The organism is Carboxylicivirga taeanensis (genome assembly GCF_051851475.1).
GTDB lineage: Bacteria > Bacteroidota > Bacteroidia > Bacteroidales > Marinilabiliaceae > Carboxylicivirga > Carboxylicivirga taeanensis.
Genome location: NZ_JBPUSJ010000004.1, coordinates 185,465 through 211,691 on the forward strand (window position 1 = coordinate 185,465; position 26,227 = coordinate 211,691).

Sequence of the window (26,227 nt, forward strand, 5' to 3'; positions counted from 1 at the left end):
CAAAAAAATATCAGCAATGAAGCATTTAAAATATTTATCAATCATACTGTTGCTGGCTTTTACAGCGTGCGACGATTTTCTTCAACGCGAGCCAATGGACTTTGGTTCTGATGAAGTGTTCTTTAAGGATGTTAATGACATGTCGATGTTCACCGCAACATTCTATAAGAAATTGCCAGGTATGAACAATTGGTGGGGAGGTATTTATGCCACCGATAATAATAGTGATAATCAGGCCTCACACTGGCCTGATGCCAATTTGTTCAAAGGGCAGAAACAGACACCCTTAGTAAAGGATTCGGAGTGGAAGTTTGAAGTTATTCGTGATATCAACTATTTCATCGATAAAATTGAGTACAATCGTGAAAATGCCGCGATATCTGGTTCCGAAGAGTTGGTAAATCATTATTTGGGTGAAGCCTATTTCTTCAGGGCATATGATTACTTCCGCTTATTATCAAACATTGGCGATGTACCGATTATTAAAACGGTGCTTAGCGATAAGTACGAAGATTTAGTAGCAGCAAGTCAAAGAGCGCCTCGTAACGAGGTGGCCCGTTTCATCCTTAGTGACCTGGATAAGGCCGCAAGCCTTCTGTTAGATGAAGAGCCGGAGACTGGTCGTTTAAATCAGCAGGCTGCCCTGTTGTTTAAATCGAGAGTGGCTCTTTTCGAGGGAACTTGGTTGAAGTACCACCAGGGAACAGCTTTAGCACCAGGCAACAGTAAATGGCCTGGTAGCAAAATGTATCCTGATTTCGCTTTTGCCGGTGGATCAATCGAAAGTGAATACAATTACTTTTTTGAGCAGGCTTACACAGCCGCTGATGCTGTTGCACAACAAACCGAATTGTATGACAACTACCAAGAGCTTTTTAATCGAACAAGCGGAATCGAAGACATCGATGAAGTGATTCTGGCAGTGCACTATAGTAAAGGTATTGCTTCGCACAGTGCCACACACTATTTGGCACGCACAGGTGGGGGAACAGGCCTGACGCGCGCCTGCGTAGAATCCTTTTTGCTGACTGACGGACGTCCGGTGTATGCTGATGTTAATAATCTATATCAGGGCGATGCCATGGTGCACAATGTGATTCAGAACCGGGATAATCGTCTGGTTCAATCAGTAAAAGATGCAGGCTTTGTAACTCAACTAATCGATGTAGAGGGTCAAATGGTAGAGGATACCATCGTTGATTACCTCCCAAATATTTATTTCCTGGGTAATCAGGGAACAGCTACCGGTTATGAGCTTAAAAAGTGGATCAGCTACGAAGAAGGGCAGGACGAGCAAGGAGCCGGAACATCAGCTGTACCAGTATTTCGTGCTGCAGAGGCTTATTTGAACTATCTGGAAGCCTACTACGAGCGTCATAATGCACTTGATGGTAAATGCGATTTGTATTGGAAGGCTTTGCGAAAAAGAGCTGGAGTGAATGAGGATTACCAATTAACCATTAGTCTGACCGATTTGAGCCGGGAAAACGATTTGGCGACCAAGTCACGGAACACTTACGTTTCTCCAACGCTGTATAATATTCGCCGGGAGCGTCGTTGTGAGTTTGTGGCTGAAGGACTTCGTTTCCTTGATTTGAAAAGGTGGCGGGCACTCGACCACATGGTGAAATACAATGTTGAAGGCATCAACCTGTGGGAACAGATGCATGAACTGTATGAGCCAGAGCAGATCACTGCTGATATTGTGAGTCAGCCAGGTATGGGTAATTACATTCAGCCCCTTAAACTCAACTCAAGTGCCGAGTATTACGATGGTTATACGTTCCCAAAAGCACATTACCTGGAGCCAATTCCAGTGAGCGAAATTATTATGACCTCAGAGAATGGCGATGTATCAACATCACCTATATACCAAAATCCAGGTTGGCCAGCTAAAGTAGCAGGTACAGCAGACTACAGTGCAGACCTGGATTAACTAATTACAAATTACTGGATCTTATAATTTAAGACCTGCTTCACAGCTTGGTTGTGAAGCAGGTCTTATGGTATTACTATGTCTTTTTATATGAGTAAAATATGCAGGAAAATAGCCTTGATCATGCTGGTAATGATCGGGTTAGTGGCGACGGAGTCAATTGTGGCAATCAATGTTATTCCCTTGCCCAATAGCTATCAGTTAAAAGAAGGAGAGTTTCGATTTGATGCAGATACAAAATGGATTATTGAAAACGAGGCTCAGGCGCGGCTTTTGGATACGTTTACCGAGTTGTTTCGTATCTCGGCTAACTATCACTACAATCCCCAAATAGGAGGAAAGGCTCGCCGTAATTACCTGCTCTTCAAAACAGATGCAACACTTGATAAGGAGGCCTATGAACTATCTGTCACCAAAAAGTCTATTGTTATTGAAGCCAGCGGGGATAAAGGGTTTTATTACGCCTTACAAACTTTAAAGCAGTTATTGCCTGTTGAGTTAATGGGCGAGCACTTTGCCGAGGGAGTAAGCTGGAGTGTTCCTGCTGTCATAATCAGTGATAGTCCCCAATTTCATTACCGGGGTTTTATGCTCGATGTATCCCGATATTTTATGCCAAAAGAGGACTTATTACGTTTGATTGATAACCTGGCATTCCACAAAATTAACTACCTGCACCTGCACTTGGTGGATGATAACGGATGGCGTCTGGAGATTAAAAAGTATCCAGCCCTTACCGACATAGGTGCCTGGCGTGTAGAAAGAAATTCTTTCTTTTCAATGCGCACGAACCCGCAACACAACGAGGCGACACCTGTTGGAGGCTATTACACCCAAGAGGATATTAAGGAAATTGTTGCCTATGCACAGGAGCGTTTTGTAGAGATTATTCCGGAGATTGAAATGCCGGCACATACCAACTCGTCTTTGGCAGCTTATCCTGAACTGGCTTGCCCGGTGGTTGAAAAGCCCATCCATGTATTACCCGGCATAGGCGGAAAGAACTCGTCCATTATTTATTGCGCCGGCAATGACCAGGTTTTTCATTTTCTTGAGGATGTGATTGATGAAGTTGTAGAGCTTTTTCCGGGTCAATACATTCATGTTGGTGGCGACGAAGCCAATAAAGAATACTGGAGTAAGTGTCCGCGCTGTCAGCAGCGCATTCAAGAAGAGGGTCTTGAATCAGAAGAAGCACTTCAGGGGTATTTTATTGAGCGAATGTCTCAGTACATTAAATCCAAAGGTAAAAAGGTAATGGGATGGGACGAGCTGACCAACTCAAAGGTGCCGGCCGGTACAACCGTTATGGGTTGGAGAGGTATGGGCCATGCCGCTCTTAAAGCAGCTGACCAGGGAAATCCGATTATCATGACGCCAGCACGTGCTTTGTACTTTATCCGTTACCAGGGACCTCAATGGTTTGAGCCTTATACCTATTTTGGAAATAATACCCTTCAGGATGTGTATGCGTACAATCCTTTTGAGGCAATGACCGAGCAGCAGGCTAAACATCTGCAGGGTATTCAGGGCTGTTTATGGACAGAGTTTGTGACTTCTCCCGAGGACGCTGAATATTTGATTTTCCCACGTTTAGCGGCGTTGGCCGAAAATGCCTGGACGCAAAAAGAGGGCAGAAGTTGGGAAGGCTTTGTGAAACGAGTGGATAAGCTGTTTAATATTTATGAAGCGAATGGTCTTCATTACGCCACATCATTAAATAACCTCTTTCACCAGGTTAAGCCAGTTAATCAGGCGCTTAATGTGGCATTTAGTTGTATCCGCCCCGATGTGGAAATTCGCTATACAACAGATGGCAGTGAGCCATTGGCCAATTCAGACCTCTATAGTCAGGCATTCAATGAAGAGCCATCAACGGTGGTGCGTGCAGCCGCATTTAAAAATGGGGTGCGCATGGGACAGGTTTTAACGCTGAATAGCCTGAAGCACAAGGCAGCCGGTGAAGTTGTTGTATCGAAAGAAGCCAATGCCTGGTTACTGACCAATGGCCTGCTGGGAAGTGAAAAAAACACCGACGGTGAGTACGTCGATCTTTATAATAAAGATGGTGAATTCACAATTGATTTAAACCGTTCAACGGCATTTGAAACCATTGAGTTGAGCCTGCTTAATAATAACGGAGGTGGTGTGCATTTGCCTTCTAAATTGGTCGTGTCTGCTTCCATCGATGGGGAGCACTATGAAACCATTGGCGAAATCAATGTTGAAGAACAAATCAGGTTTCAGTCAGGAATTTATAAAACATCGCTTAAGCTTGAAAAATTAGGCGCGCAAGCAAGGTATATTCACTTGCAATTAACCAAGCCTGGAAATTGTCCTGTAGGACATGTCCGCGAAGGACAGCCGGCACGAATTGCTATTGATGAGCTGTTGATATATTAAATGCATATTAGCATCCGAATAAGCACCTTTTCTAAAACTCTTTAGTTAAGGCGCTTTTTTCATTTCTGAGTGAGTCTTTTTTTACTAGTTTTGAATGCTGAGAAAAAAACTAAAAAAGAGTTGGATGAGGAGATTTGAAAAGCGGGTGCTTTACCTGTGCTTATTGGTGTTGTTGCAAATGAAGCCTTTACCGGGCAATGCCACACAGGATGTTATTTATTCTTTACAACATATTTCGCTCGAAAAAGGCTTATCTCAGAGTAAAATTCTTGCTTTAAACCGCGATAAAGTTGGACGCCTCTGGTTGGGTACCCGCAACGGCTTAAACAGGTACGATGGCGTAACTATGCATACCTATTTCCGGCATTCAGAACGACCTTCAGGCTTACTGGATGATTTCATCTATTTTATTGTAGAAGACGGCGAACGAAACATATGGGTTGGAACCGGCAAAGGATTGGCAAAGTATGATTTTGAGCACGATTTGTTCAGACAGTTACCTTCAGAATCGGGCAGCCGATCCGTCGTTTATAGTAATGCGTTAGCATGTGGCGATTCCGTCATTTTTGGTACCACCGATCATCTGGCAATTTATAACTCTACCGATAATCAAATCAAACAACTCTATTTCAAAGGAGACACTCAATCACTGCCACTGCTATATAAAATTGTGGAATGGAACAACAATCAGGTGCTTATCGCATCCAGGTGGAATGGCTTGTTTAGATGCGACCTGAATACAGGACAGCTAACAAAACTTCAATGGATTGGTGAAAACAACTTATTGACTGTTCTTAAAGATGATGAAGACCAATTATGGGTGAGTGTTTATAAGAAGGGACTGTACAAAATAAGTGCGGATGGGGAGTTGCTTCAGCAGTATCATTCATCTAATTCGGCACTTCGAAGTGACATTGTACTTGCATTGTGCGAGATAGATAATGAAATATGGATTGGCACAGATGGCGGCGGATTACAACGGTTAAACCTGAAAGAGAATCAAATTTACACTGTACAAATCGCCTCTGATTATAATCCTGCACTTAATTCTATTAGTGAAATTTTCCTGGATGAGTACAGCAATATGTGGTTGGGTACGGTTAATGGTGGTGCCTTTAATTTAAAAGAAGTATGTGCTACTTCGTTTTCCGATGTACCTTGGGGCAATACCAACGGTCTAAGTAGTCAAACCGTGTTAAGCTTATTTGCCGAATCAGATAATACTGTTTGGGTAGGAACCGATGGAGGAGGCATTAATAAATACCGGTTAAATACCGGCACATTTGAGCATTTTGCATCCACTCGAAATAAAAAAATAAATGCCATCATTCAGCTTTCCGATGATGAGCTTTTAATCAACTGCTTTGCTGAAGGGCTTAAAATATTTAATACACGTTCGGGCACACTTTCTGATTTTCACCTGACACCTCAGGGAGATGCCTATATCCCTGGTCAAGGCTATATGGGGGTGAGTTTATTCAAGACAAGCGATCGGCAGATTCTGGTAATAGATAGCCAATTGCAGCTAATTGATGTGCCAGAGAGAACCATAGAGCTCATTTTTTCGCCAAAAATTCACCAAGGTGAAGGAGGTTTGAAGTTGGCAGGACGTCAGCAGTCTGATGTGTATCTATATGGCCAAAATGGAATTTATTGTTACCATTCGCTCAATAAGAGTATTGAGCAGATCCATCGGGTTAATGCCGGAGAAACTATAAAATGTGCCTTCGTGGATAAGGAGCGAAGCCTTTGGGTGTCAACGTCAAAGTCTTTTTATTATATATCAGGTCAGCAGCAGTCAAAACACGAAATTAATTTAGGAGGACTGGGAACTGTAACAAGCATTGCTGAAGGCAGTGAAAAACAATTATGGATTGGTGCAGGTCGAAATATTGTAATGTTGGATAAGGAATCGGGTTCTTTGCACCGTATGGGTGTTTCCGATGGGTTTATGCCCAATGAGTATTACGATAAACCCAATGTAGCTATTGGCCGGCATATTCTCAAAGGTGGGGCCAATGGGCTGGTGCATATCCGGGAGGATCAATATTTTCACCGTCAGGACAGTGTACAGCTAATGGTAACCAATATTCGAAAAAATGGCAAGGCAGGAGACGAAAGTATTCTCAGGAATTACCAGCAGGACAAATCAGTTCAATTGCCCTATAATTTTGGTATGTTGGAGTTTAACCTGATGGTAAAATCAGCCGATTTATTTAGAGATAAAACCATAAAATATGCCATTGAGGGCTTTTCTGAGCAGTTTATCGAAACCAATGATCAGCGCATAAGTATTATTGGTCTAAAGCCTGGCAACTACAAGGTGAAAGCCAAAGTGGTTGACGCCGATGGTATTTGGACGCCTGCCGCAACAGTAATGAATATTAGTGTATTACCTCCCTGGTGGCAAACCATTTGGTTTAAACTGTTGATTGTAGTGGCCGCTATTACTGTTGTGCTGGTGATTTGGGCAGTACTGTATAACCGACATATGGTAAAAGTGCAAATGGAAATACAGGAGAAAGATAAGTTGCTTAACGAGCAAAAACTTGCTTTTATGACCAATATTTCTCACGAGATACGTACTCCTCTTACTTTAATTTATGCCCCTCTCGAGCAGTTAATCAAGGAAGATGAGCATCAGGCCCGAGATAAAGAACTGCTGCAGCTGGTTTACAAGCAGGTTAAGTACCTCAAAGGTTTAGTCGAGCAGGCTTTAAACCTCGAGCGCGTCGAAAATCCGGAAGAGGTGCTTCAGCTGGCCCCGGTGCCTTTTAATGAATGGCTAAAAGAAGTGATTGACGGCTTCGATTTTGAGTTGAAAAATTCGGGTATGCAGGTCGATTTTCAGCTTGACCCACAAATTAAAGAGCTTAGCCTGGATAAGCAGGCCATTACTAAAGTAGTTTATAACCTGATTATAAATGTCATCAGACATGCACCAGAAACAAAAACATTGGGTGTTTCCACACAATTAACGGACCAGGCAACTGTAAAGGTCACGTTTAGTGATGAGGGACCGGGCATCCCTGCTGAGCAGCTCAGTGAGCTGTTTAAGCGCTTCTTTCAGGCAACTGGCAGTGGTAATGGTTATGGGATTGGGTTGGCATATGCAAAAGCACTGGTTGAGCGCCATGGCGGTAAGATAGGTGCTGCCAACAACGAGACCGAAGGAGCTCGTTTCTTCTTTGAATTGCCATCTAAAAGTGCATGGGACGAAAACGATTGCCCGGTTGAGCCGATGGATGAGCAGATATTGAAAAATCTGAAGTCTGATGAAAAAGGAAGTGGCAATGAGGAACAAATGGCATTATTGGGGCAGCTTACCTTGTTGGTGGTTGAGGACAATGAAGATTTATCTCAATACATTAAGCGTCTCTTGCGTAGCCTGTTTAAGCGGGTTATTGTTGCCAGAAACGGGGAGGAAGGGTTTAATAAAGCCTTAACGGAGATGCCTGATATTATTTTATCGGATGTGATGATGCCACTGATGGATGGAAACGAACTTTGCCGACGCGTGAAATCTACCATTGAGATCAGCCACATACCGGTCGTGTTATTAACAGCGCGCCATGATGAAGTTTCGGTTGAGAAGGGCTACAAAATGGGAGCCGACAGGTATCTAACCAAACCCTTTAGCAATGATTTACTGGTGGATGTTATTTACAACCTTTTACTGAGTCGCCAAAAGATTCAGGAGAGCTATCAATCAGCCTTATTGCAGGAGAGTGCAGTGGCCCACCTAACCGTGAGTAATGCGGATGAACAGTTTCTTAAGCAGGTGAACGAAATCATCACCCAGGAATTAAGTAACCCTGATTTGGGTGTTGACATGTTGGTGGATCGCATGGCCATTAGCAGGGCTACTTTATACAATAAATTTAAATCCATTTTAGGCCTTGGTATTAACACCTACATTAACGATTATCGAATTGCCGAAGCAAAAGAGCTGTTAGTTCATTCTGATGAGTTATTAGGTGGGATAGCAGAAAAGATTGGCTTCAAAAGTCAAAGTTATTTCAGCACCTTTTTTAAACAGCAGACTGGCGAAACGCCCATGCAATATCGTCAAAATAGCAAACTGGCTTCGGAAGTTAATGCAAATCAGTCTTCCGAAAATTAGTTTAAATGAGCTGTGCCTCGTTCATTGTTTATTAATGAGTCGAAAACTGATCAACTGGGCTTAAAGGCAAATAAAAACAACCGGAACAGTGATGTGCCGGTTGTTGATCAAGGTTAATACAAAGGATGTAGCATGCGAGCTATTTACGATGCAACCATCCTTTTAATACAGTTAACTATATTTTTCATTTCAATAGGCTTTGTAAAGTATTCATTCACACCATACTCCATTGCTCTATTGTATGAGTCTTCGTCCTGACTTGCGGTAATCACAATGATAGGTATCTGTTTTATTGCTGAGTCTGATTTTATTTTTTCCAATAAATCAAAGCCATTGATTACTGGCATCATTAAATCGAGAATAATAATGTCAGGTTTTTCTTTTCTGATTGTATCAACCGCATTAACGCTGTCTTTTTCAGTCAGTATTTCTATAGTGTTATCGTCACTAAAAATGGCTTTAATCAGAAAAAGGCTTACTTCAGAATCATCAATAACAAGAACTTTATGCATATAGTCAGTTAAAATTTTTCAAAATCAGAATCAATTTCGGTGTTTAAATTAAACGCTAAAGTAACATTCTTATTCTGGCTTGTCAAAGGGGTAGCTGCGTTTGCGTGTAATCGATTGTTCGTTTTCACCTCATTTTTTATGCTGATTGAGGTATCTTTTTGGCCTATTTTAAAGAAAGACACGACCTCCTTAAGCTGCTCGGCCTGCGCTGATAATTCTTCTGCTCCGGTTGCCATTTCTTCAGAGGCAGCTGCATTCTGCTGAGTAATTGTATTCAGCTGTTGCATGGCCTTATTTACCTGTTCAGCACCCATGTTTTGCTCCAGACTGGCCGAGGCAATTTCCTCTACCAGGTCGGCTGTTTTGCTAATTTCAGGGGCTATTTCTTTTAGTTTACTAGCGGCATTTCGTGCTACCAAGGTCCCATTTTTCAATACCACATCAATTTCGTTGGCCGACACTTTGCTTCTTTCCGCCAGTTTTCTGACTTCAGCAGCAACCACTGCAAAGCCTCTGCCTTGCTCCCCAGCTCTGGCAGCTTCCACCGCTGCATTTAATGCCAGAATATTCGTTTGGAACGATATGTCATTAATGATTGAAAGTTTGGTCGCTATGGTATTCATGCTCTCAACTGTTGTTTGAGTAGCCTCACCACCTTCAGTAATGCCACTGGCTGCAGTTACCGAAATACGTTTGGTTTGCTGTGCGTTATCCGAATTGCTGTTGATGTTAGCTGCCATTTCTTCCATGCTGCTGGTGACTTCCTCTACGGATGAAGCCTGCTCGCTGGCCCCCTGACTCAAGGCTTGGGAGGTGCTGCTCATTTGCTGGCTGGCTGCTGCAATAGTATTGGCTCCCTCAATGATGCTGCCTACCGTTTCGCGCAGTTTGTGGCCCATGTTAGACAGGGCTGCTGCCAGTTGGCCAATTTCATCGCGCTGTTCAATTTCAATAGAGGCAGTAAGATCGCCTTGGGCCAGTTGTTTTGCAAAGTCAACCCCCTTATTAATAGGAGTGGTGATTGCTTTTGTAAGGGCAAAAGCGCAAACAACACCAGCTATTAAAGCCAGTATCAAACCTGTTATCATAATGGTATTGGCAACACTAAGGGTTTCGATGTTATCATCGGCCATCCGTTGGGTGGCATAAAGGCCGGAATCGGATATATCGGCACAACTAAGAATAAAGGCGTTAGCGGCCTCACTGCTTTGAGCTGTGAGCTCTTCTCTTTTTTTCCAGTTAACAATATAGGTTTCCATTGCCTTGTGGTAGTGTTCCGTTTCCATCTGTATGGTGTTCAGTGCTTTGATGTCGGAACGCATCCGGGTATAGCGGCGTATTTCTTTTAAATAATTATACACGTGAGAGAATTGGTTCAATGCCTCATCGAAAATGGCAGGGTCGCGCATAACCTGGGATTTAAAGTTGCCAACGCGCACAATGTTGCCCACTTCTATGATTTTATTAATCAGGGTTATTTTTTTTAACCTTTCTGTATTAGTGCTGCCCGCCTGAAGCTCTTGCATCATGGCTTGCTCTTGGCGCATGAGGTAGTCGTTGCAATTGGTCATGTATTCCAGAGCCGATTCGTCCATAATTTCTCGAGCCTCATCCAAGGTCTTGTTCACTTCGGCGGTTTGTTGAATTAAACCTACATAGATATTGGTGGCCTCCTCTGCTATTTGCAGGCCTATAGCCAGAGAATCCAGTTGCCTGGAATTTGCAGATAGGTGTTTACCTTTAGCAAGGGCCTCTGTAATCGCTTTTATTTGCTTTTGGCCTTCGGCGTAAAAGTTTTCCTCTTCCGTATAGCTGTAGGCAATAATGCTGTGCATGGCCCGGTTGGCTGCTGTTCGAAGTTCAGTGGCAACCTCTACCTCAGGCACATATTCATGAGCCAAAAGATCCGATTCGTCCGCAATCTTTACCATGTTAAATATAGCCAGTAAGCCTATTATTAATGCGATAGCCAGTAGTCCGCCAAACCCCAGGCTGAGTTTAATGCCCAATTTTAAATCATTAAACCAACTAAGGGTGTTGTGCAGTGCGGAAACAATACCACTGCTTTTCGATGAAAGATTCATAGATTTTGTTTTTGAGTGTTTGTGAAATGCTTGTTTTCGATTTTGTCTGTAGCTCTATGCTACCCTGGATTTAGTACACCTGGATAATTACTTCCAGGCGTTGAAAAAGGTTGATGACAAAAGTAGTGGTGTGTTGCCTGGTGTTTCGTTAATCGCAGGCGAAAAATTACGCGTAAGCCGAAGTAATTTTACCTTTTATATGTCAGACATAAAAGCTTTGTTGTTTTCATAAAAGCGTTACGTAACAGGTATTTAAGGATTGGTGGTAAGTGGTTAGGTTGAAAAATATTAGTAATTGCACCTATTTTTTGGGAAGGTAGTATTCTAAAAAGTTTGTTTCTTTATGCATGAAATTTTTTTCAGATAAGGGAGAATGTGTTGCATGCAGCATTAATTGTTTGCAGCATATTGTAGCCGGAAGGGAGCGGCATCAGGCAGTTGATAACGTCAGTGTACTAACTCTTGAAGAGGGTGATACGGTAATGAAGCAGGGAAGTTTTGTTTCTCAGGTCGCATTTTTACAGGAAGGAGTTGTTAAGAAAGTGCTGGAAGGCAAAAATGATAAGAATGTTATTTTAAAGATTATTGAACCACAAACCTTTTTAGCGCTTCCTGAACTACTAAAGGCAGATCGCTATCCATTTTCATTTGTGGCTGTAACGGGCTGCAAGGTTTGCTTTATTAAAAGGGATTGGCTCAACAAAATCATCTTAAAAGAAAAGAAGGCACAGGATTTTCTGCTTAATTCCATTGCCCGCGAGTTTAATTTTATGTACGGTAAGCTCACTACAACATGTACACGTAACAGTTATGGAAAGTTGGCTTCAGCCTTGCTCTACCTCACTAGCGAAGTTTTTCATAGTGATGTATTGAATCTGCTAAATCGTAAGGAACTGTCTGAGCTTTCAGCCACTTCAAAGGAGAGCACCAATAAAATTCTGCAGCAAATGCACCACGATGGGATAATTAAAATCACTAAGGATAGCATAAAGGTAGCGCGGCGAGATTTGTTAGAAAAGCTGAGCACCGTTGGTTGAGTAATTGTAAATGGATTGATTATTAGCTTTATAAGCTATTTCAGATTTTTTTTGTTGAATTATAAGTTAAATTGTGATTTGTTGGATGTAATTTAGCACAATCTATGGGGGAAAGAAATCTACTTAAAAATCTAAAGCACTGTTGTAGTGCTTTGATTCGAAAAGGGTTTGGCGATTATGAATTCCAGAATATTAATAAACGTATCAAGCATGTCAATAAGCGGTTTGGCGATGCCTTGCTGCAAAGCAAGCATAACGAACGAATGCTGAAAACAATCTTTAACAGTTCGCCATCGGCAATGATTTTGTTGAACGGGAATTATGAAATTGCCAATATTAATAAAGCAGGATTAAAATTAGGGAATACTCATAAGCTACAAACAAAAGGTTTATATGCCGGCGAAGCATTAAACTGCATTAATACGGTGCGCTATGCTCAGCGCTGCGGATTTACAGAAGAATGTCCGCAGTGTGTGTTGAGACAAACCTTTGTCAACACCTTCGCCACCGGTAAGTCGTATGATAAAGTAGGCGTTACACTGCATGTTAATTCTCCGGATAAACAGCATGAAAAGAAGGATTTTCTGCTGTCATCCACCACACTTTCCGGAGGGGAGAATGAGTCTGTATTACTTACTTTGGAAGATGTAACTCCGCTGAAGCAAAAAGAGGCTGAAATCAAAAAAAGTGAAGAAAAATACCGTGCCCTATACTACAATGCTCCCTTGGCCTATCTGGCAATTAGCAGTGAGGCGAACGTTCTGGATGTGAACCCTCAATGGGAACGCATGATGGGGTATACAAAGGAAGAGATTACTGGCCGTTCGTTTGGCCATTTGATTCACCCCAGCCAGAAGCAGGCGATGATGAGTCAGCTCAATGAAGATGTATTCAAAGATAATCTTCTCGAGCTGGAAACTTCTTTAATCTGCAAAGATGGAACCAGCATTGACGTGGCCATGGAGGTTTGCAGGTATTATGATGAAAAAGGGACATACAAACGGGCTTATTGCACACTTAAGGACATTACTTCCGAAAAAAAGGCCATAGCTAAGTTGGAGGAGAGCGAACGGAAATTCAGGGCTTCGTTTGATGCCAATCCGGCTGGAATGGCCATCATTACAACCGACAGTGTGTTTGTTGATGCAAATAAGAGCTGTTCTCATATTTTAGGGTATTCAAAAGCTGAAGTTTTAGGGAAATCAACAACCAGTTTAGGTGTGTGGAAAAATCCCAACGACCGGGAGGTGCTGCGGAAACGTATTTTGGAAAAGGGATATGTGGATAATGTTGAGCTTCAGTTAAATCACAAAGATGGTTCGACAAAAACAATTCTCTTCTCAGCATCAGCCATATACCTGAATAATGAACTGCACTTTCTTGCTATTTTCAGGGATATCGGTGTATTAAAGCTCGAACGCTTTTACCTGCAAAAGGCACAGGAAATTGGTAGAATTGGTTCGTGGAAAATTGATTTAATCAATAACAAGGTATCGTGGACAATGGAGAACTGCCGAATATTTGGAATTGAAGAATTGCAGTTCTTTGACTATAAATGGTATTTCAACCTGATTCATAAAGATGATCGAGAGAAAGTAATGAGTGCCTGGAGAGCCGCGCTTAGAGGTGGTAGCTATGATATTGAGCATCGGATTGTGGTAGATAACAAGGTGAAGTGGATCCGGAAGAAGGCTTTTGTGGAGTATGATGGCAACCAACGCCCCACAGCAGCAATTGGGGTGACACAGGATATCACAACTGAAAAAAAGTTCGAAATATCGCTTAAAAATAAAAATGAAGCCCTCAACCAGGTTAACCTCGAGCTCAAACAGGCCAAAATAAAGGCTGAAAAGGCGGATCGCTTAAAGTCAATATTTCTGGCTAATATGAGTCATGAAATCAGAACCCCGCTTAATGGCATCATCGGTTTTTCAGATTTGATGGTGAACAGCCATGGTGATGATATTGAGGAAAGAAAATATTACATACAGGTTATCAGACAGTGTAGCGATAATTTATTAAATATTGTTAACGATATCCTCGATATTTCAGCCATTGAAAATGGAACACTGGAGATTCATGCCAAACCTGCTCATATTGCTCATATACTGGAGAATTTGCAAGAGGTGTATACCTCCAAAATAGAAATCGTTGCTAAACCCATTGAGCTAGTGCTTACAAACCCTGGTAAGGGCTTGCAGGTAACTACCGATGAGGGACGACTCACGCAGGTGCTTATCAATTTGCTGGATAACGCTGTGAAGTTTACTTCAGAAGGCCGCATCAGGTTTGGAGTGTATAATATTTCTGAAACGACTTATACCCTATTTGTGGAAGATACGGGTATTGGTATTGCTAAGGAGAAGCATGCGATTATATTCGATCGCTTCAGGCAGGTGGAAGTATCCATGAGTCGTCAGTACGGCGGAAATGGTCTGGGCCTGTCTATTGTAAAAGAGATCCTTATGTTGCTTGGTGGCGAAATTAATGTGGATTCGGCGGAAGGCCAAGGTGCCACCTTTTATGTAACACTGCCACTGAATAGTCCGGATTCATAATGTAGTTGGTAGCTGCAGCCTCTAATGGTGCGTTAACTATATCCAACCGCGGGTATTAAAGCTCTCAAAACAAAAGAACAGCCAAGCTGTTACAGGCTGTTTTTATACTTCGATGGAGTAGTCCCCAACTGCTGACTAAAGCACTTTCGAAAATAGGCCAGGTCATTAAACCCAACACGTGCAGCCGTTTCGCCAACCGTGTAATTACCAGATTTTAGTAGCAGGGCTGCTTGTCTGATTCGGATGGAGCGAATGAATGTAGCAATATTATTTCCGGTAAATGTTTTGATGCGTCGGTAGAGCGTTGGCTGACTCATGTTTAACGATTCTGCCAGTAATGATGCATTAAACTGCGGATTGGTCAGGTTATGCTCCACAATATCAATTGCTTGTTTAATAAACTGCTCCTGATGCGGATCTATTTCTATTTCGGAAGATGATAAGGTAAGCTTCTGGCTGTAGTATTTTTTGAGTTGGCGCCTGCTTTTTACCAAATTATCTATTTTAGCGAGCAATACTTCGGGGGTAAAAGGCTTTGTAATGTAATCATCGGCACCGTTTTCCAGGCCTTCTATTATGTCTTTGTCGCCACTTTTAGCCGTTAATAAAATAACGGGTAAATGACAGAGTGTATCGTCATTCTTTATGGCTTCACAGAGTTCAATGCCGTCCATTTCAGGCATCATAATATCCGATACAACAATATCCGGCAGTTCTGATTTTAATGCCGCAAAAGCTTCCTTTCCGTTATTGGTGCTAAGCACGGTATATTCATTACTCAATAGAGCACTTAAGTACTCCCTCAGCTGCTGATGGTCTTCAGCCAACAATAGTTTAATTGGATTGGCATCCGGGGGGGTGATTGGGGTAGGAGTCTGGTCAGGTATAGGTGCCTTTTCTATGCTGGTGCTGCGTATAGTACTCTCGCCCTTTTCGTTTTGACTTAGATGTGTATCGCCCAGAGGAAGCTCTATTGTAAATTCGGCACCGTGTCCCGGTGCACTGCTTACCTTAATGTTGCCATGGTGAAGCAGAATAAATTCCTGAGCCAGCGATAGGCCAACACCTGAGCCGCTATGGTCGCTTACTGGTTGGTTCTTAGTTTGATAAAAACGTTCAAATATTTTCTCCAGTTCGTTCTTAGGAATGCCCGGTCCATTGTCTGTTACTGTTATATAATACTTATTGTCAGTGCAGCTTAAGCGTATAATTACCTGCTCCTTGGCGGGAGAGAATTTTATAGCATTTGACAGTAAGTTGGAAACGACAATGTGCAATTTCTTGACATCAAACCAAAGCAGGGTGTCGCCATCAGGCTTACTTATTATAAGCTTAATGCCTTTGTGCAAAGCATAAGGCTTAAAGTGTTCAACTATCTGTACAATAAACTTCTCAATATAATTTTCAGAGGCCTGAAGCTTCATTTGTCCAACTTCAATTTTCCGCAGATCCAACAGTTGGCTAATCAATTCGTACAATTGCTGAGCCTGCTGGTGGATGGTTGCCAGCTTGTGCTTTACCGCATCAGGCAGTGTTGTATCTTTAATCAGGTCTTTGGCCGGAGCCATTATTAAAGTAAGTGGTGTTCTAAGTTCGTGCGATATATTTGTAAAGAAGCGGCTTTTTACTTCAGCCAGTTCATGTTCTTTGCTTCTTTCAATGCGGGCAATGGTCAGTTCGTGCTCTAACTCCCTGCTTTGTAGCTCCAGGTTTTTGGCCCGGTAGATCTGTTTCATTCGGAGTAGATACAAAGTTATTAACACCAACACACTGAGACTGATAAGTAGTAAACGTCCCCACCAGCTGGCATACCATGCCGGATGGATGGTTATTCGTAAATGGGTGGTCTCTTCATTCCACATGCCATCGCTGTTGGCTGCTTTAACTTCAAAACGATAGCTGCCCGGTTTTAGGTTGTTGTAGGTAACGCTGCGTTGTGTCCCATCTGTTGTGGTCCAATCGTTCTCAAGGCCAGTCAACCTGTATTTATACTGATTGGATTTTTGATTAAGGTACGATAAGCCAACATAGTTAATCGCCAGGCTGTTGATGGGGTGAAACAAGTCAATTTCAGAGGTGTAAGGAGCAGCTTTGGACAGTACTACCTTATCATTTACCGGTTCATTAACGTCAACGGTTCGGTTTTGAATCAGGATATCGGTAATGTAAACCGGGGTTTTAAAATTTCGTTTTTTAATGCTGTCAGGGTAGAAGTATAGCAGGCCCTTGTTGTTCCCGAACAGCAGTTGTCCGTCTGTTGTTTTAAATGCGGCACGCAGGTTATTGGCAATGTAATAATTGGTAAAGCTCAGGTCCTGGGTATTCAGTCTCGAGATCCCGGAGTTAGTGCCAATCCATAAGGAGTTATCGCTATGGTGTGTAAAGCAGGTCACAAAGTTGTGACACAGTCCATCGCGCTTATTTAAAAAGTGAATGGTTGATTGCAAAGCATCGTAGTACCCCAACGCACTGCGATAACCTATCCAGATGCGCCCGTCAGGCATTTGATGAAGTGCCCATACCTCATTATTATCCAGCAGGTAGCTTGAGGGGTGCAGGTCATTAAAGTGGTTAAATTGAAAGGTGTAATCTTCGTGGTAGATTAATTTATTGAGTCCTCTGTTGGTGCCCACCCATATATTGCCTTGCTGATCCTCCAAAAGTGCGCGTATGTAATTACCGGTAAGCTGGTATTGGGCTTTAGGATTCGATTGACTGAGGCGAAATGTATTGGTTTGCCTGTCGAACAATACCAGCCCATTGCTGGTACCCAACCAGAAGCGTCCCTGCCGGTCGATGAGAAGCGCATTGATGCGGCCCTTCCATGCTCTTTGGTTTGTGATCTTAACGGGTACTTCCCTGATTATGTCCTGTTTGGGTTGGTAAAGCAGCAGCGAGGACTCCATTGTGCCAAACCAAATGTTACCTTCTTCATCTTTTACCGATGAGAGAACGATGTCAGTAGGGATGTATCGCTTGCCAGTGCCTTTTGTCGAAAACTGTTCAAAGCTTGAAACTCCATTGGAGGGGAGAGGCAGGGTAGTTTTTTTTATGCCACCATGGTAGAGCGCAGTATAAAGCTGATGGGCATCGCTGGTAAAAGATTTTACTTCATAAAGGCTATTGAACCGTATCCGGTTGAAAAACTGTTTCTCAAGATTAATTTTTACAGCGCCGCCGCCGTGGGTGCCAACCCATACCACACCTGAGGGATCGGCTAATATGGATATCATCCTGTTTTCCAGCTGATCCTTAAACAAAGGATGATCCCAGTTATAATGCTCACTATGCGTTGTGGCACTGAGCTCCTGCAGATGATCCAACCCATCCCAGGTAGCCACCCAATAACTACCGTGCGAATCTTTTACTACCCCATACACATCTTTATGGCTGATAATCGATTCATCGCTACCTTGATGAACAATCACACTGGTGTCGCCTGTTTTTGTGTCAAAGAGGTAGATTCCGTTCCCCACCGTGGAAATTATCAGGCGGTTATCGATTAACTGCAGATTAGTGATGGTAAACTGGCTATGAGTGGGGTTGGAACGCTGGAGCTCAAAGGACGTGAATGTGTTTGTTTCCCGCACATATTTTACCAGTTGATTGGTTGGCGTACCAAGCCAGTAGGTGCCATTTTGCTCGTTGGCAATGGCGGTAAAAACATTGGCATACGTACTGCTGGATGCATTGTTTTGCAACCAGTTTATTTGAGCATTTTCTCCATCAGGAACCGGCTCACTGAACGTTAATACCGCTAAACCCGAATTGGTGGCTAATAGCAGGCCCTGCTCAAGGTCGCCGGCAATACCTGTTAGCCTGATCAGGTTATCCGCATTGTCGGGGCTAAGATTCACAGTGGTTAAAAATGATTCGGTAACAGGGTTGAATATGTGCAGGCTGTTAGGGGTTCCTACCCAAAGGTACCCTTCAGAGCACTGGTATAAAAAATTAATGTTGAGCGATGAATTAGGGGTGTGATACGATTTAACGGTAAATCCATCGTAGCGGTTTAGCCCATCTGAGGTGCCAAACCAAATAAACCCCGCCTGGTCTTTGAGAATGGCATTGACATTGTTGTCTGACAGCCCTTCCTGCATCGTGATGTAATCAGCACTGATCGTGTATTTGGCACCTGATACAAACTGAAAAATGCATGCAAAAATAAGAATCGCAAGAAGTCGTTGTGGCATCATTCCCTTATTTATATTGATTGACCTACCAAAAGTACGAAAAACTTCAGACCACTGATGTATATACGTCAATTCCTGTTATTCAGACAAAAGTCAATGCATTAGTGAGTTAGCTGGGTGGGTGAATAAAATGTCATCCTATTTTGAACAGAATACGCCCCATGTTACCGAACAAAAAAGCAGTGTTTTTTGACGAAATCGTCCCTTACCAAAACGTTGATAGATGCGTAAATTTGTGGGTAATTGAATTGAGTTAAACAATTTAAACATCTAAAAAACTAGAGAATGATTAGATTAGTTTTAGCCGTGTGTGCTTTGTTTGTTGTTGGTGGCGCGAGGGGCCAAAGCAACATATGGGAAAATCAGCGCGTGATTCAGGAGAATAAGATGGAAGCCCGAGCGACCTCTTACTCTTTCCGAACAGTTAGTGCTGCCCAGAGTATGGATAGAGAACAGGCAGAAATCAAATTATTAAATGGGGACTGGCAATTTAATTTTACCCCCGACAGTAAGCAGCGATCAACCGATTTCGTTGCTAACAATTATGACGCCAGCGAGTGGTCACTTATCCCAGTGCCATCTTGTTGGGAAATGCACGGGTATGGTACACCAATTTATACCAATGAGGTATATCCGTTTACGCCCAATGCTCCTTTAATCGACAGAACCAATCCGGTGGGCTCCTATATTAAAGAATTCGAACTGCCTGAGAAATGGAATAACGAGCAGGTTATTATCCACTTTGGAGGCGTATCTTCAGCTTTCTATTGTTGGTTAAATGGTGAGTATGTGGGATATAGCCAGGGCAGTCGCCTGCCTACTGAGTTTGATTTAACCAAGTACCTGAAACCCGGTAAAAACAAACTGGCTGTACAGGTAATTCGTTGGTCAGATGGTAGCTACCTTGAAGATCAGGACCATTGGCGCATGAGTGGTATTCATCGCGAGGTTTATCTGATGGCTCAGCCAAACATTCATATCAACGACTTTTTTATTCGTACTAAGCTGAATGCTGACTATACAGGAGCCTTGTTCCAGGTAAGGCCCGAAGTAGTTGCTTTCAAAGGGGAGTATAAAGATTGGAATCTTGAGGTAAACCTGTATGATCATACCGGGAAAGCGGTATTGGATAGTGCTATGCGCATGTCAGTTAAAAGCATTATCAACGAGTGGTACCCTGCCCGTGATAATGTTTACTTTGGCCGAATGGAGGCCAGCATTAAAGAGCCACGTTTGTGGAGTGATGAGCAGCCATATCTGTATAAAGCCGTTTTAACTTTGCTTGATGAGAATGGTAAAGTGATTGAAGCCCGCAGTAACCATGTAGGATTCAGAGAGTACACGTACAACGATAAAGGGGTATTCCTGGTAAATGGTCAGGCAGTTAAACTTAAAGGGGTCAACCGACATGACCATAGTGATAGAGGCGGAAAAACAATGACTCGTGAAGAGATGAAGCGCGACATTGAGCTGTTGAAGCTGTATAACCTAAATGCTGTGCGTACGGCGCATTACCCGAATGATCCATATATTTATGAGTTGTGCGATCAGTATGGAATTTATGTGATGGATGAGGCAAATATTGAGTCGCATGGTTATGGAGGTAAGTTGGCCAATGACCCATCGTGGAATCTTTCCTTTATGGATCGAGTAATTCGCATGGTGGAACGCGACAAAAACCACGCCTCTATCTTTTCCTGGTCGCTAGGAAACGAGTCTGGTTGTGGTCCTAATCATGCAGCGGCTGCCGGATGGATTCGTGATTTTGATCCGACCCGTCTGGTGCATTACGAAGGAGCTCAGGGACAGCCAACGCATCCCGATTATATTCCATTAACTTCGAAGCAGTGGGGTGTTAACTACCACAGCACAATGGCTAACCCAACTGATCCGGCTTATGTGGATATGTTAAGCCGTATGTATCCTTCACTGGAGCAATTGGAGGCGTTAGGTTCTAACTCAAAACTAAAGCGTCCGGTAGTGATGTGTGAGTATGCGCATGCAATGGGTAACTCACTTGGACACTTAAAAGAGTTTTGGGACATTGTTTACCAATATCCTATTATTTCAGGTGGATTTATTTGGGATTGGATTGATCAGGGCATCCGTGCCGAGGATGAAGATGGTACCGTTTACTGGAAGTACGGTGGCGATTTTGGCGATCAGCCAAACCTGGGTAATTTCTGTCTTAATGGTATTGTGAACCCGGATCGTTCAGTGAAGCCTCAGTTGCAGGAATGTAAATACGTGTTCCAGCCCGTTCGTATTGAGGCCATCAGTGCCAAAGAAGGAAAAATTACCATTGAAAGCTTGTATAACTTCATTTCAACCAGCGACTATTATTTCAAATGGTCGGTAGCAGAGCAAGGCAAAGTGCTTCGTTCGGGTGAGCTGGATGATTTCGTACTTGAGCCTGGACAAAAAGAGGAGGTAACGCTGCCCTTGCATAAAGTAAAATTTAGCGCAGACAAAGAGTATGTGTTGCGTGTGAGTATGCATCAAAGAAACAAAACGTTGTACTCAGAGGCTGGTTATGAAATCGCTAAACAACAATTTGTAATTGCTCCGCAGGCTGCTGCTGTTTCCACTACTGGTGCAGGTACTAAAGGTTTAGTGCTGACGGAGTCGGACGAGCAAATTGTAATCGGTACCAAGGCCTTCGAAATAAAGTGGTCGAAGCTGACTGGTGAGATGACCAGCTATTCATACAAAGGGCAGGAGCTAATTGAGGTCGGTCCTCAGGCTAACTTCTGGCGTCCGCAAACCGATAACGATTTCCGTGGATGGAAATCACATAAGCAATCGGGCATATGGAACGACCTGAAGGATGCCAATGCAAAGGTTACTGTAGCTGTTGATCAGATAGACGCAGCAGGTTACCAGGTGAGTGTAACGCAGGTTTATAGCGATTCGTTAAACGTAGCAATTAACTACAGCATCGATAATCAGGCTAACGTAGTGGTGCGTTTATCAGTAAATATGAGCGAACAAATGCCAATGCCATTGCGAATTGGTTCAGAATTGGCAATCAGTAAATCGTTGCAAAACATGAAGTTTTACGGTAAAGGACCATGGGAAAACTATAATGACCGTGCTTTTGCAGCCGAACTGGATGTGCACAGTGGTAAAGTGGAAGATTTTGTTCACCACTACGTGACTCCGCAGGAGTGCAGCAACTACACCGAAGTGCGCTGGTTAGAGCTGACTAACAATAAAGGGAAAGGATTAAGAATTACCGGTGAGCAGGCATTAAGCACTTCTGTGTGGCCGTGGACAGCTGACAACCTGGAACAAGCCAAGCACATTAACGAGTTGGAAGAAGCAGAGCACCTGACGCTTAATGTGGATCTGATTCAGGTGGGTGTGGGTGGTACCAACTCATGGTCTGAAAAGTCAAAAACCATTGAGCAGTATCGCATTCAACCAGGTAATTATAGTTATACCTATAAGCTATCTGTGATAAAATAATTATTGCCGATCATATAAATTAATTGAACTTTAGAAATTAATAAACAAATGAACAAAGGGTATAAGAATATATCTGTAATGATAGGGCTTGTGAGCCTCTTATTTGCAGGTTGTAATTCAGTCAAAGAAAATGAAAAGGCGCAAAAAAAGCCTAATATTTTGTTTATAATGACTGATGATCACTCCTTGCAAACATTTAGTGCATACGATGATCGTTTCATCGAAACGCCCAACCTGGATCGCATTGGCGAGGAGGGCGCTATCTTTAGAAATAGTTTTGTAACCAACTCTATTTGTGGTCCCAGCCGCGCCGTAATGCTTACGGGTAAACACAGCCATAAGAACGGACACATTAATAACACGCTTACTTTTGACGGAAGTCAGATGACATTCCCAAAAATCTTGCGTAAGAATGGTTACCAGACCAGTCTGATTGGTAAATGGCACTTGCGGAGCTTGCCTACAGGTTTCGATAACTATGAGGTATTGATTGAGCAGGGTGATTACTACAACTCTGATTTTATTGATAATGGCGATACCATTACCTCAGAGGGATATGTGACCAATGTTATTACCGATAAGAGTATTGATTGGCTCGAGAACAGGGATGATGATAAACCCTTTTGTTTATTGGTGCATCACAAGGCGACACACCGCATCTGGCAACCAGATACAGCGTTGTTCCATTTGTTTAAAAACAAGGAATTTGACGTGCCCGAAACCTTTTTCGATGATTACAAAGGACGTCAGGCGGCTGCTGAACAGCGCATGAGCATCGATAAGGACATGGATTTGGTTTACGACCTGAAATTACTTGATAAAGAAGGTGAAATCCAGACGCAGTACCGCAGTGCCTACGAGAACATGATTGCCAGAATGAACCCTGAACAAAGGGCTGCCTGGGACAAGGAATATGAGCCGGTAATTGCTGATTTTAAGTCGAAAAACCTAAAAGGCAAAGAGCTGGCATTGTATAAATATCAGCGTTACATGCAAGATTACCTGCGTTGCGTAACATCTGTAGATAATAATGTTGGCCGCTTGCTCGATTACCTGGAAGAAAAAGGAGAATTGGATAATACACTTATCGTTTACACTTCAGATCAGGGCTTTTATATGGGTGAGCATGGATGGTTCGATAAGCGCTTTATGTATGAGCAGTCTTTAAGAACGCCACTGGTTATGCGCTATCCAAAAGCAATAAAGCCAAATACACAGTTGCACCAGTTAGTGCAAAATATCGACTATGCCCCAACGTTTCTTAATGTGGCAGGTATTGATGTTCCTGCCGAGATGCAGGGCCAATCGTTAGTCAAATTATTTGAGGAAAAGGAACCGGAATGGCGGGATGCGATCTATTACCATTATTACGAATATCCGAACGAGCACATGGTCAAGCGTCACTATGGTATTCGCACAGGCCGTTATAAGTTGATCCATTTCTATAATGATATTGATGCGTGGGAATTGTATGACCTGGTTGACGATCCAAACGAAATGGTTAACCTTTACAATCGTGAATCGATGAAGCCGCTGGTCGAAAAATTGAAAAAGCAGCTTGAAGAGCTTCAGGAGCAGTATGAGGATACGGACCGAAGCACCTATTAATCTGAAACTACATTGAAGCATGTGCTTTAAATGATTGAAAAACAAACAGGAACAGTGCATAATAGATGTGCTGTTCCTGATTTAAAGTTGGAATAACAGAATTGTCCATTTTAACGACATTCGTCTTTTAAATACGTTACAGCATGGTAAAATTGAAATATTTCATTGGATTAATCTTATGTGCCGGAGCACTGCTTGGATGCTCGCAAGCCAGTAAAGAGGATGTTTTCGTAAAAGAAGTAAAATTTGGGGAGAATGTCAGCCTGGAAGAAAAGGTTAAAATGGCAGCTCATGTGGTACCAACACCCCAACAGCTGGATTGGCAAAAAATGGAAATGACAGCGTTTATTCATTTTACCATAAATACCTTTACAGATATGGAATGGGGACATGGAGACGAATCTCCGCAACTATTCAACCCAACAGAATTAGATGCTCGCCAATGGGCCAAAACATTGAGCGATGCCGGTATGAAGATGGTTATTCTTACCGCTAAACACCACGATGGCTTTTGCCTTTGGCCAACCAAAACAACCCAACACTCAGTCGTTTCAGCACCCTGGAAAAATGGGCAAGGAGACGTAGTAAAGGAATTAAAAGAGGCCTGTGATGAATTTGACCTTAAGTTTGGTGTCTATCTGTCACCTTGGGATCGCAACGCAGAGTGCTATGGCGATTCACCGGCTTATAACGATATGTTTAACCAACAACTAACCGAGCTGCTTACCTGGTACGGAAATGTAGATGAGGTATGGTTCGACGGCGCTTGTGGTGAAGGGCCCAACGGGAAAAAACAAGAGTACGATTGGGAATCCTACTACGCCACCATAAAAAAGCATCAACCCGATGCTGTAACAGCCATTATGGGAGAAGATGTACGCTGGGTTGGTACAGAAACGGGCTATGGAAGGGAAACTGAATGGAGTGTGACTGCCTATGCGCCCGGTGGTCGTCCAGAAATGGCCGCTATCAACGAAAAACTGGAACTGAAAGCTAAATCGAAGGATTTAGGCAGCCGTGCCATTATCGAAAAAGCAGACCATCTATTTTGGTATCCGGCCGAAGTGGATGTGTCCATCAGACCGGGATGGTTCTACCACAAGCACGAAGATGACAAAGTGAAATCATTAACCAAAATGGTTGATATTTACTTTAATTCGGTGGGTATGAATGCCGTTTTGTTATTAAATATACCTCCTGATACGCGTGGCCTGATTCATGAAAATGACGTGGCTTGTTTAAAAGCATTTAAATCTTACCTGGATGCAACATTTGACGAAAACCTGATGGCAGAGGCACATGCTCTGGATGTTAAAGAGGCAGAAAAAGCCACTGATGATGCTTATGATACCTATTGGAGTATCTCGCAACTGCCAGTTTCAGCAAGCTATAAGCTCCAACAGCCGCAGAAAGTTAATGTGATAATGCTGCAGGAATACATCGCTAAAGGTCAGCGAGTTGAAAAATTTAAGGTGGAAGCCAAAGTGGCTGGTAACTGGACCGAGATAGCCAATGGAACCACGATTGGCTACAAACGCCTGCTTCGCTTTCCCAATATTACCACCGACGAAATTAGGGTAACCATTGAGCAGGCACGCGATGGAGCACTCATTAATAACATTGCACTTTACCTGTCGCCCGAAATATTATCAGAGCCAGTTATTAATCGCGACCGCGATGGAATGGTGACTATTCAAACCGAAACACCACACCCGCTTATTACCTATACTTTAGACGGCACAGAACCTACGGCCAAATCAACGCCCTACACGGCTCCCTTTAGTTTGCCAAAAGGCGGACTAGTGAAAGCCCGTGCTTTTATTAATGATTTTGCTCAACAAAGTAGTGTGGTTACGCAGCAATTTGATATTTGTACCAAAAAATGGAAGGTGGTTAATGTGAGTGCACAAACCGAGCAGTTCGGCGCTGATTTCGCCATTGATGGAAATCCGGCTACCATGTGGCATACCCCGTGGGGCGATCAGGTAAAAGCACACCCGCATTTCATTACAATTGATTTAGGTGAGCAACTGAATTTAAAAGGGTTTAGCTATACCCCTCGCAGCGACCATAACAAGAGTGGAACCATCTTTAAGTATGCCTTTTATGTAAGTACCGATGGAAAAAACTGGACACCGGTTATCGCTAAAGGAGAGTTTAGCAATATTAAAAACAACCCGGTTAAACAGGATGTCCGTTTTAATAGTAGCCATCCGGCGCGTTTCATTAAGTTACAAAGCACAGCCGGTGCATATAATGAGGCTTGGGTTTCAGTTGGTGAATTGGGCGTGATCACAAAATAAAC

11 protein-coding genes are annotated in these 26,227 nt (G+C 42.9%); 8 read left to right on the forward strand and 3 right to left on the reverse strand.

The window, feature by feature from the left end:
* Nucleotides 1-16 precede the first annotated feature (16 nt).
* From ACSX1H_RS08050 to ACSX1H_RS08060, 3 genes are all read left to right on the forward strand, one after another.
* Complete coding sequence (locus tag ACSX1H_RS08050; protein ID WP_439183335.1) at nucleotides 17-1,936, forward strand: RagB/SusD family nutrient uptake outer membrane protein; 1,920 nt, start codon at nucleotides 17-19, stop codon at nucleotides 1,934-1,936.
* A gap of 90 nt (nucleotides 1,937-2,026) precedes the next feature.
* Nucleotides 2,027-4,339, forward strand: coding sequence for a beta-N-acetylhexosaminidase (locus ACSX1H_RS08055; RefSeq protein ID WP_439183336.1), 2,313 nt, complete (start codon nucleotides 2,027-2,029; stop codon nucleotides 4,337-4,339).
* A 124-nt stretch (nucleotides 4,340-4,463) separates the two neighbouring features.
* A complete protein-coding gene (locus ACSX1H_RS08060; RefSeq protein ID WP_439183337.1) occupies nucleotides 4,464-8,462 on the forward strand; it encodes a hybrid sensor histidine kinase/response regulator transcription factor in 3,999 nt (1,332 codons plus the stop codon).
* Nucleotides 8,463-8,605: 143 nt separating this feature from the next.
* Here ACSX1H_RS08060 and ACSX1H_RS08065 read toward each other — a convergent pair whose 3' ends face one another.
* Complete coding sequence (locus ACSX1H_RS08065; RefSeq protein ID WP_439183338.1) at nucleotides 8,606-8,974, reverse strand: response regulator; 369 nt, start codon at nucleotides 8,972-8,974, stop codon at nucleotides 8,606-8,608.
* An 8-nt stretch (nucleotides 8,975-8,982) separates the two neighbouring features.
* The gene (locus ACSX1H_RS08070; RefSeq protein WP_439183339.1) at nucleotides 8,983-11,058 is read right to left on the reverse strand and encodes a methyl-accepting chemotaxis protein; all 2,076 of its coding nucleotides are present in this window, start codon (nucleotides 11,056-11,058) and stop codon (nucleotides 8,983-8,985) included.
* 347 nt (nucleotides 11,059-11,405) lie between these two features.
* Here ACSX1H_RS08070 and ACSX1H_RS08075 point away from each other — a divergent pair, with 347 nt between their 5' ends.
* Nucleotides 11,406-12,095, forward strand: a complete 690-nt coding sequence (locus ACSX1H_RS08075) for a Crp/Fnr family transcriptional regulator (protein ID WP_439183340.1) — start codon at nucleotides 11,406-11,408, stop codon at nucleotides 12,093-12,095.
* 104 nt (nucleotides 12,096-12,199) lie between these two features.
* A complete protein-coding gene (locus ACSX1H_RS08080) occupies nucleotides 12,200-14,653 on the forward strand; it encodes a PAS domain S-box protein (RefSeq protein WP_439183341.1) in 2,454 nt (817 codons plus the stop codon).
* Nucleotides 14,654-14,742: 89 nt separating this feature from the next.
* Here ACSX1H_RS08080 and ACSX1H_RS08085 read toward each other — a convergent pair whose 3' ends face one another.
* Nucleotides 14,743-18,849, reverse strand: coding sequence for a hybrid sensor histidine kinase/response regulator transcription factor (locus ACSX1H_RS08085; RefSeq protein ID WP_439183343.1), 4,107 nt, complete (start codon nucleotides 18,847-18,849; stop codon nucleotides 14,743-14,745).
* Between the two features lie 282 nt (nucleotides 18,850-19,131).
* Between ACSX1H_RS08085 and lacZ the strand changes: the two genes are divergently transcribed.
* The 3 genes from lacZ to ACSX1H_RS08100 all read left to right on the forward strand — a co-directional run bounded on the left by lacZ (nucleotide 19,132) and on the right by ACSX1H_RS08100 (nucleotide 26,225).
* Entirely contained in the window at nucleotides 19,132-22,314 is a 3,183-nt protein-coding gene (gene lacZ, locus ACSX1H_RS08090; RefSeq protein WP_439183344.1) for a beta-galactosidase, LacZ type, read from the forward strand.
* A 48-nt stretch (nucleotides 22,315-22,362) separates the two neighbouring features.
* Complete coding sequence (locus ACSX1H_RS08095; RefSeq protein ID WP_439183345.1) at nucleotides 22,363-23,922, forward strand: sulfatase family protein; 1,560 nt, start codon at nucleotides 22,363-22,365, stop codon at nucleotides 23,920-23,922.
* Nucleotides 23,923-24,065: 143 nt separating this feature from the next.
* On the forward strand, nucleotides 24,066-26,225 hold the full coding sequence (locus tag ACSX1H_RS08100; protein ID WP_439183346.1) for an alpha-L-fucosidase: 2,160 nt from the start codon (nucleotides 24,066-24,068) through the stop codon (nucleotides 26,223-26,225).
* Nucleotides 26,226-26,227: the final 2 nt, after the last annotated feature.